The 8,860-nt window shown below is 71.8% G+C and carries 9 protein-coding genes and 1 pseudogene; 2 read left to right on the top strand and 8 right to left on the bottom strand.

Features of this window, described 5'->3' with window-relative positions:
- The first annotated feature begins 247 nt into the window (after window positions 1-247).
- Window positions 248-736 carry a transcriptional regulator BldD gene (bldD, locus tag CLV43_RS46755; protein ID WP_015103676.1) on the top strand — a complete coding sequence of 163 codons (489 nt, stop codon included), beginning with the start codon at window positions 248-250 and terminating at the stop codon, window positions 734-736.
- 57 nt (window positions 737-793) lie between these two features.
- On the opposite strand, the gene nusB is transcribed toward bldD, so the two are convergent.
- Genes nusB through CLV43_RS46740 form a run of 3 tightly spaced genes read right to left on the bottom strand, consistent with a single transcriptional unit; the run spans window position 794 to window position 2,917 of the window.
- Window positions 794-1,213 carry a transcription antitermination factor NusB gene (gene nusB / locus CLV43_RS46750; protein ID WP_106197034.1) on the bottom strand — a complete coding sequence of 140 codons (420 nt, stop codon included), beginning with the start codon at window positions 1,211-1,213 and terminating at the stop codon, window positions 794-796.
- Window position 1,214: 1 nt separating this feature from the next.
- A complete protein-coding gene (gene efp, locus CLV43_RS46745) occupies window positions 1,215-1,778 on the bottom strand; it encodes an elongation factor P (RefSeq protein ID WP_106197033.1) in 564 nt (187 codons plus the stop codon).
- Window positions 1,779-1,828: 50 nt separating this feature from the next.
- Window positions 1,829-2,917 carry a M24 family metallopeptidase gene (locus CLV43_RS46740; protein WP_106197032.1) on the bottom strand — a complete coding sequence of 363 codons (1,089 nt, stop codon included), beginning with the start codon at window positions 2,915-2,917 and terminating at the stop codon, window positions 1,829-1,831.
- A 108-nt stretch (window positions 2,918-3,025) separates the two neighbouring features.
- On the opposite strand from CLV43_RS46740, the gene CLV43_RS46735 reads away from it, so the two are divergent.
- Window positions 3,026-3,436, top strand: coding sequence for a B-4DMT family transporter (locus CLV43_RS46735; protein WP_106197031.1), 411 nt, complete (start codon window positions 3,026-3,028; stop codon window positions 3,434-3,436).
- On the opposite strand, the gene CLV43_RS46730 is transcribed toward CLV43_RS46735, so the two are convergent.
- The 5 genes and pseudogenes from CLV43_RS46730 to CLV43_RS46710 form a co-directional block, all read right to left on the bottom strand.
- Window positions 3,433-4,950: a glycoside hydrolase family protein gene (locus tag CLV43_RS46730; RefSeq protein ID WP_106197030.1), complete on the bottom strand. Its 1,518-nt coding sequence runs from the start codon at window positions 4,948-4,950 to the stop codon at window positions 3,433-3,435. The genes CLV43_RS46735 and CLV43_RS46730 overlap by 4 nt on opposite strands.
- Window positions 4,951-5,097: 147 nt before the next feature.
- Window positions 5,098-5,505 (bottom strand): annotated as a pseudogene (locus tag CLV43_RS46725) (VOC family protein); the annotation flags it as partial.
- Window positions 5,506-6,248: 743 nt separating this feature from the next.
- On the bottom strand, window positions 6,249-6,680 hold the full coding sequence (gene aroQ, locus CLV43_RS46720; RefSeq protein WP_106197028.1) for a type II 3-dehydroquinate dehydratase: 432 nt from the start codon (window positions 6,678-6,680) through the stop codon (window positions 6,249-6,251).
- Window positions 6,677-7,786, bottom strand: coding sequence for a 3-dehydroquinate synthase (aroB, locus tag CLV43_RS46715; RefSeq protein WP_106197027.1), 1,110 nt, complete (start codon window positions 7,784-7,786; stop codon window positions 6,677-6,679). The genes aroQ and aroB overlap by 4 nt, the downstream gene beginning before the upstream one ends.
- A gap of 16 nt (window positions 7,787-7,802) precedes the next feature.
- Entirely contained in the window at window positions 7,803-8,858 is a 1,056-nt protein-coding gene (locus CLV43_RS46710; RefSeq protein ID WP_106197026.1) for a DNA glycosylase AlkZ-like family protein, read from the bottom strand.
- Window positions 8,859-8,860: the final 2 nt, after the last annotated feature.

Genomic DNA, 8,860 nt, shown 5'->3' with positions numbered 1-8,860 from the left:
CTTCCCCGCCTCACGGGACGGGTCCTTAAAGGACGTCGGACACCCGGCTTCGACCGGGCTGACCTGCACGGTATCAGGCACGGAGCGCCCACCTTACGAGTGGTGTCGAGGCTCTCGCCCCCACGAGCCGACGAGATCAGCTTGACCTGGCGACCACGGAGAGCAATCATTACTCTGCGTATTGAGTCTGACCTCCCCGGCCCAGTCCCCTACCGGCTGACGGGGCGAATGAACGGAGAACCGCCATATGGGCGACTACGCCAAGGCGTTGGGGGCCAAGCTCCGCGCGATCCGGCAGCAGCAGGGTTTGTCCCTGCACGGCGTCGAGCAGAAGTCCGGCGGTCGCTGGAAGGCCGTGGTCGTCGGCTCGTACGAGCGTGGCGACCGAGCCGTGACCGTGCAGAAGCTGGCCGAGCTGGCCGACTTCTACGGGGTCCCGGTGGCCGAGCTGCTGCCGGAAGGCCGAGTGCCCTCGGGCGCGGAGCCCGCCACCAAGATCGTGATCAACCTCGAACGGCTGCAACAGCTACCGGCGGAGAAGGTCGGGCCGCTGGCGCGCTACGCCGCGACCATCCAGAGCCAGCGCGGCGACTACAACGGCAAGGTGCTCTCGATCCGCACCGAGGACCTGCGTTCGCTGGCGATCATCTACGACATGACCCCCGGCGAGCTCACCGAGCAGCTCATCGACTGGGGTGTGCTCCCCCCCGAGGCCCGTCCGGCCAAGGAGGACTGAACCGGCTAAGGCCACCCCGGTTCCCCGAGGTGGCCTTAGCCGGTCTTGCCAGTGCTCCTACAGGACGGCGCGCAACTGGTCCGCGATGACCGCGATCCGGCCGAGCACGCCGTTGACGAACCGCGGCGAGTCGTCCGTGGACAGGCCCTTGGCCAGCTCGATCGCTTCGTCGATCGCGACCGCGTCCGGCACGTCCGTCGCCCACAGCAGCTCGTAGAGGCCGATCCGCAGCACCGCGCGGTCGACCGCGGGCATCCGCTGCAACGTCCAGCCCTCGGCGTGCTCCGAGATCAGGTCGTCGATCCGCGCCTGGTGCGCGGTCACGCCCTCGACGAGCGTCACCGTGTAGTCGTTCACCGGCGGCACGTCGACCGACCCGATCCGCCCGGCGACCAGCGTCACCGGGTCCTGGCCGCGCAGGTCCGCCTCGAAGAGGATGTCGACCGCGCGTTTCCGGGCCTTGCTGCGTGCGCCCATGTCAGCTGTTCACACGGCCGAGGTAGCGACCGTCGCGGGTGTCGACCTTGACCTTCTCGCCCGTGGTGACGAACAGCGGCACCTGGATCTCGGCACCGGTCTCCAGCTTGGCGAGCTTGGTGCCGCCGGTGGAGCGGTCGCCCTGCAGGCCGGGGTCGGTGTGCTCGATCAGCAGCTCGACCGAGGTCGGGAGCTCCACGAAGAGCGGCACGCCCTCGTGGGTCGCGACCATGGCCTCCTGGTTCTCCAGCATGTAGCCCGCCGCGTCCGACACGGTCTCGCCGGGCACGGTGATCTGGTCGAAGGTGTCGCTGTCCATGAAGACGAAGTCGTTGCCGTCCTTGTAGAGGAACGTCATCGTCCGCTTGTCCACGGTGGCCGTCTCGACCTTCGTGCCCGCGTTGAAGGTCTTGTCCACGACCTTGCCGGACAGGACGTGCTTCAACGTGGTGCGCACGAAGGCACCACCCTTGCCCGGCTTGACGTGCTGGAACGCGGTGACGGTCCACAGCTGGCCGTCGAGGTTCAGCACCAGGCCGTTCTTCAGGTCGTTGGTCGTGGCCACGGTGGTGGTCTCTCCTGTTGTCCGAGGGGCAAGCCCGGCGAGGCGGGCGCTTAGACGACCACGAGTTCCTTCGTGGTCAGGGTGAGGAGCTCCGGCGCGTTCCCACGCACCACGAGCGTGTCCTCGATGCGGACACCGCCCTTTCCCGACAGGTAGACGCCGGGCTCGACGGTGACCGCCATACCGGCGGAAAGTGTACCTTCACCCGACTTCGACAACGCCGGAGCCTCGTGGATCTGCAGTCCGACGCCGTGGCCGAGCCCGTGCAGGAACCGCTCGCCGTGCCCGGCGTCCTCGATGACGCGGCGCGACGCGGCGTCCACCGCCCGCACGTCGACACCGGGTCCGAGCGCCTCCCGACCGGCCGCCTGCGACCGCGCGACCAGCTCGTACAGGTCCCGCTGCCAGTCCGCGGCCCGGCCGAGGACGAGGGTGCGCGTCATGTCGGAGTGGTAGCCGTCGACCAGCGCGCCGAAGTCCAGCTTCACGAAGTCGCCGGGCTTCGCGACGGCGTCGGTCGGCGAGTGGTGCGGGATCGCCGAGTTCGCGCCGACCGCCACGATCGTCTCGAACGACGGCCCGTCCGCCCCGTGGTCGAGCATCCGGTTCTCCAGCTCGCGCCCGATCTCCCGCTCGGTCCGCCCGGCCCGCAGGCCGCCGTGCTCGATCAGGTCCACCAGCGCCCGGTCCGCCGCCGCGCACGCCATCCGCAGCGCCTCCACCTCGGCGTCGTCCTTCACCACCCGCAGCTCCTCCACGAGCCCCGGCGCGCGCGCCAGCTCCACCCCGGCCGCGGCCCGCCCGATCCCGTCGAGCCCGTCCACGGTCACGTGCCCGCTCTCGAACCCCAGCCGCCGGACCCCGTCCCGGCCCGCCCGCGCCGCCAGCACGAGGTCGCACGGCCGGTCGACGACGCGCTCCAGGTCGGGCACCTGCGCCTGCGACTGGGTCAGGTACCGCCCGTCGGTGCAGAACACCGACTCCTCCTCCGACCCGGCCGACACCAGCAGCGCCGCGTTCGACCCGGTGAACCCGGTGAGGTAGCGGACGTTGAGCAGGTCGGTCACCAGCAGGGCGTCGAGGTCCTGTTCGCGGAGCTTGGCGCGCAGTGCGGCGCGGCGCGGGGCGTGCAGCGGCATACCTCGCAGCGTAGGGCGATCCGACGGGTTGCACAGGCCTGCGGAAGTCGGTGTTCGGGTCCCGGCACCGCTCCGGCGACCGGCTGACGGGGCATTACGCTGTTCGCCATGGGTGCGTGGCTGATCCGCGGGGTCTGGATGGGCTTGCTGCACGGTGCCGTGCAGGCCGGGGTGGTGGCCGTCAACGTGCGCAGCCCCGAGGCGAGCTCGTCGGTCCGGGTGATCGCGTTCGGGCTCGTGGTGGTGGTCGCACTGCTGTGGGGCGCGCTGGACGCGTGGCGCGGGATGGACGGGCGGGGGCTGTGCTGGTTCTTCGCCGCGCTGGTCGCGGGACCGCTGGCGGGGGTGCTGGGGGTGCTCGGCACCGGCCTGCTGGTGGACCAGACGGGCACCGAGTCGTTGTGGCCCGCGTTGACCGGCGGGGCCGCGTTCACCGCGCTGGTGGTGCTGGTGTCCGCCGCCATCGGGATGGGGGTCGGGAACCTGCTGCCCCAGCCCGACGAGTCGCACCAACCCTAGCGGCGGGACAGGTCGCCCGCCTGGTCGTAGGACTTCCACTCCTGGGCGGTGGCCTGCTTGACCGTCGAGGAGTTCAGGGCGGCGACGGACTCGTCGCCGATGAGCCACACCTTGCCGCCGTCCAGGAGCACGCCGACCTTGCCGTCCGGTGAGCGGACCGCCTGCGCGCCGGACGGGATGTTCGCGACGACCGGGAGCTGGTCGACGATCGCGGGACGGCGGTCGAGCACGACGCCCGCCAGCCGGTCGGTGACCGAGCGCCGTTCCAGCCGCACGACCTTGCCGTCGTGGACGAGGTCCATCGTGCGCTCCGGCGACGGCACGGCGAAGCCGTCGAGCACGGACGCGGCCTCCTTGGAGGCGCAGCCGGGGACGCCCGCGAGGTCCATGCCGAAGTGGGCCAGGTCCGTCGGCGCGCCCGCCGCGCCGTCCACGGTGGCCCGGACGACGTCGACCGGCACCCGACCGCACGGGTCGTCGGTGGCGATCGGCGCGTGGCCCTCGGACGTGCGCACCAGCCCCGGCCCCTCGCGCCACGGGCCGGGCACGGTGATCTGCTTGTACGGCTGGGCGGTGAAGTCGGAGTTCCAGAACGTGATGCTGGTGCCGGACTCGGTCTCGTGGGCGATGGCGAACGCGTTCAGCGCCCCCACCCACATCCAGTCCGCGCTGAACGCGTCGACCACGGACCGGGCGCGCGGCGCGTTGGTGACCGACACGGTCGCGAAACCCCTGTCCCCCAACGCCTGCACGCCCGACTGGAACAGCGGGTCCTTCGACCGCAGCACGAACTGGCCCGCCCCGTTCCACCCCGCGGCGCGGCCGGTGGTGTCGGTGAACATCAGGTAGAACCAGCCGTCCAGGTGCAGCGCGGCGGGCTGCCCGACGCCGTAGGTGTTGTCGCGGATCGTGTCGTACGCGGGCCCGATGATCGGCTGGCCGTTGTGCGCGCGCTGCCACGAGATGCCGTCCGCGCTGGTCGCGATACCGATCCCGTTGCCGTGCGCGTGCTCGCCGGACGCGCCGGTGTAGTAGAGGTAGTAGGTCGAGCCGACGTGGATGACCGACGGGTCGCAGGTGTGCATCCCGTCGAACCCGTTCACGCTGCCGCTGAGCACGGGCAGCGCCATCGAGCCGTCGGGGGCGGCGAACGGGCCGGTCAGCGACGCGCTCTCGGCGTACAGGAGGTCGTCGCCCGCGGGGACCGCGACACCGAGCTGGCTGCACCACCACATGCGGTCGCGACCGTTCTCGACCAGCACCGTGGGGCCGTAGTTGTAGGGCGAGTCACCACCACCCGCCGCGACGACCCCCGCGCTGCCGCGGGCGCGGTCGGAGGCGAGCGGGATCGCGTCCGGGGGTTGCGTGCGCTTCTGCTGCTGTTGCTGCTGCTGTGCGACCGGCGGGGCGATGGGGCCGGTGCCCTCGGCCTGGGTCATCGCGACACCGGTGCTGCACGAGGACAGCAGGGCAGCTGCGGCGACCAACGCCAGGAGCCGGAGAGGCCTCGGCATAGCGGGGACGTTCCTCCACTCGATCGGCGAGCGAACCTGGGACGGTCTTCGGCGGGCGAACCGGGACGGTCTTGGGCGGGCGGACCGGGACGGTCTTCGGTGGGCGAATCGGGGACAGTCTAGAGAGTTGTTCACCCGTCCAGGCGACTAGTCGGCACTGGTGTCGTCACTGGTGGCGACTAGTTCGATTTCGAAGCCGTCGTGGTTCTCAAGGTAGGCAGCGTAGTGGTCGGGGCCGCCCGCGTGGGGGTGGCGGTCGGGGAACAGGAGGGTCCAGCCGTTGCGCTGGGCCGCCTCGGTGAGGGTGTCGAGGGTGGATCGGGGGTTGACGTGCAGGGCTAGGTGGTTGAGGCCGGGACTGGTGCGGTGGTGGGTTGTGCCGGTGAGGGCGGGGGACTGCTCCACGACGATGTAGGTGGGGCCGAGGCGCCAGCTGATCCCGGCGTCCCAGCGCTGGTGTTCGGACCAGCCGAGTTGGCGGAGGAGCCACCCCAGGGTGTCCTCCGCTCGGGTGAGGTGGGGTACCCAGAGTTCTACGTGGTGGAGGAGGCCGTGGTTCATCTGTTGCCTTGGGGGTGTGGGGGGCGTGGGGGCACCCCAGGCGCCGAGTGTTCTATGCCCACTCCTGCTTGTCAAGACGGTGAAGCTATCTTGACAAGCAGGAGTGGGCATAGAGATGGTTTTTCGGCGGGGTGCTTGGGGGAAGGGTGGGTTTCGGGGGCATCAGGCTGCGCCTGACAGGGCATCCTCGGCTTCGCCGTCGGACCAGGCATCCTTGCTGCGCGGCGGACAAGGCGGGCGGGCGCTCCGCGCCGGGTGGGGGTGGCGGGCTGCGCCCGGCGGGGGGACCCTCGGCTTCGCCGTTGGGCAGGGCATCGTCGCTGCGCTGTCGGACAAGGCGGTGGGGCGCTCCGCGCCGGATGCGCGTTGGCGGGCTGGCGTGGGGACCGTCGGCTTCGCCGTTGGGCAGGGGATCCTCGCTGCGCGTCGGACCAAGCGGCGGGCGCTCCGCGCCGGGGGCGAGGTGGCGGGCTGTGCCCTGTCCGGAATCCTCGGCTTCGCCGTTGGACAAAGCATCCTTGCTTCGCGGCGGACACGGCCCCAGGCGCTCCGCGCCGGATGTGCGCTGGCGGGCTGCGCCCAACGTGGGGACCCTCGGCTCCGCCGTCGGGCAGGGCATCCTCGCTGCGCGTCGGACAGGGCATCCGAGCTTCGCCGGACAAAGCGGGTGGGTGCTTTGTGTTGTGGGTGGGGTGGTGGTGCCCCGCGCCAGTGGGTGGCTGGCGCGGGGCCTGGGGTTAGGGGGTGGTGGTGGTTAGGGCGCGGAGGGCTAGGGAGTAGCCGTGGATGCCTAGGCCGAGGATGGTGCCGGTGGCTACTGCGGAGATGTAGCTGTGTTGGCGGAAGTCCTCGCGCTTGTGCACGTTGGAGATGTGGACCTCGATGAGCGGTGCCGTCAGTTGGGAGCAGGCGTCGCGGACGGCGATGGAGTAGTGGGTCCAGGCGGCTGGGTTGAGGACGACGGGGTACTGGTGGTCGGCGGCCTCGTGGAGCCAGGTGAGCATCTCGCCTTCGAAGTCGGTTTGGCGGACGTCCACCTCCAAGCCCAGTTCGTGGCCGGTGCCCTCGCAGAGGGCGACGAGGTCGGCGTAGGTGGTGTGGCCGTAGACGTCGGGTTCGCGGGTGCCGAGACGGCCGAGGTTGGGGCCGTTGAGGACGAGGACCTTCACAGGACGATGCCTCCGGCGGAAGACGTGGGTTCGGCGGCGACCGCGGAGTAGGCGGCGGCGATGAGGGAGGGGTCGGGGCCTTCGAGGCGGCCGGGTTTGGCGAGGCCGTCGAGGACGACGAAGCGGAGGACGCCGGAGCGGTTCTTCTTGTCGACGCGCATGCCCTCCAGGAGCTGGGGCAGCGCGGTCGGGTCGTAGCTGGTGGGGAGCCCCAGGCTCGTCAGCACGGTGCGGTGGCGGTCGGCGGTGGCGTCGTCGAGGCGACCCGCGAGGCGGGCCAGTTCGGCGGCGAAGACCAGGCCGACGCTGATGGCGGCGCCGTGGCGCCACTTGTAGCGCTCGCGGCGTTCGATGGCGTGGCCGAGGGTGTGGCCGTAGTTCAGGATCTCGCGCAGGTCGGACTCGCGCAGGTCGGTGGAGACCACGTCGGCCTTGACCTGGATCTTGCGGCGGACCAGCTCCTCCAGGACGTCGCCGGACGGGTCCAGCGCGGCCTCGGGGTCGGCCTCGATGAGGTCGAGGATGGCGGGGTCGGCGATGAAGCCGCCCTTGACGATCTCGGCCATGCCCGCGACGAGCTCGTTGCGGGGCAAGGTGTCCAGGGTGGCGAGGTCGACGAAGACGGCGGTGGGCTCGTAGAACGTGCCGACGAGGTTCTTGCCCGCGGCGGTGTTGACGCCGGTCTTGCCGCCGACGGCGGCGTCGACCATGCCGAGCAGCGTCGTGGGCACGTTGACCAGCTTCACCCCGCGCATCCAGGTGGACGCGACGAACCCGGCGAGGTCGGTCACCGCTCCCCCGCCGAGGCCGATCACGGCGTCGGAGCGGCCGAGGCCGATCTTGCCGAGGACGTCCCAGACGAACGCGGCGACGGGCAGCTCCTTGCCGTCCTCGGCGTCGGGGATCTCGACGCGGTGCGCGTCGGCCCCGGCCTCGGCGAGGGTCTCGCGCAGCGCCTCGGCGGTCTCGACGAGCGTGGGCGGGTGGATGATCGCGATCTTGGCGATCCCCCGCACGGCCTCCGTCATGTCGCCGAGCAGGCCGCGACCCACCACCACGTCGTACGGTCGCTCCGCGGCCACGCGGATCCGCACCGGCTCGCCCATCACTGTTCTCCCTCGTTCACGGTTGGGCCCATTCGACCACGTTCGGTTCCAGCGCGGAGGCGCCCCACACCGCCGCCAGCAGCTCGGCCTGCTCGCCCAGCGCCTTGCGCGCCGCACCCCTGATCCGGCTCCAGCCCCGCACGGCGAACGTCACCGTGCGGCCGCTGAAGGAGTACCGCCAGTCCCCCACGACCTCGCCGTGCACGACCAGCGCGCCGGGGCTGCCGACCGGCCGCCACACCCGCTTGGCGACGGCGGCGTCCGGTGCCACCAGCCACCGGGGGCCGAGCAGGTACGGGTCGCGGTGGAACAGCAGCAGCGCCGCGGGCGGCGGTGGCGCCTCGCCGACGTCTTCCGACACCAGCAGCCCGCGCCCGTCCACGGTGACCGGCCGCAGCTCCTGTGGCCACGCGGCCCGCGGACCGGCGCCGAGCCACTTCTCCGCGTCCGCCTTGGCGAACGGCCCGACCAACCGGGCGTAGGCGCGCAGCAGCGTCGGCTCGCCCGCGTCCTCGACCACGGGAAGCGGGCCGGTCGGCTTGCGGAACACCAGCCTCGCCCCCACGTGCTCCAGCTCGAGGCCCGCGAGCAGCGTGCCGAGCCGGAACAGCCCGTCCACCACGTGATCGGCCCCGCAGGGCTCGCACCACGGCGTCCAGTCGGCGGGCAGCAGCGGGCTGACCGCCGCGGACAGCTCGCCCTTGGTGGCGCGGTCGCCGGGGAACTCGCGGCGCAGCAGCTCGATCAACAGGTCGAGGTGCCCGAGGTCGGGCGGGTCGAACCCGCCGACCCAGGCCGCGAACTGGCGCGGGGTGCGCGGTCGCAGCTCCCGCCGCAGCACGGGCAGGTCCGCCCGCCGGTGCAGGTGCGGCGCACCGCGCAGGCTGAGCACGCGCACCAGCCCGTCGAGGTCCACCGGTCCGGTGCGCACCGCGATGCCCACTCCGCCGGTCTTGGGCGGGCTGTCGACGAACCCGAGCGCCAGCGCCTCGACGTCGTCGAGCGCGACGCCGCCGTGCAGGCCCTGCACCGCCGCCCGGTGTGCCAGGACCTGGGCGCGCGTCGCCTCCACGG

It is taken from the genome of Umezawaea tangerina (assembly GCF_003002815.1).
GTDB lineage: Bacteria > Actinomycetota > Actinomycetes > Mycobacteriales > Pseudonocardiaceae > Umezawaea > Umezawaea tangerina.
This window is presented reverse-complemented; position numbering and strand designations above follow the sequence as displayed.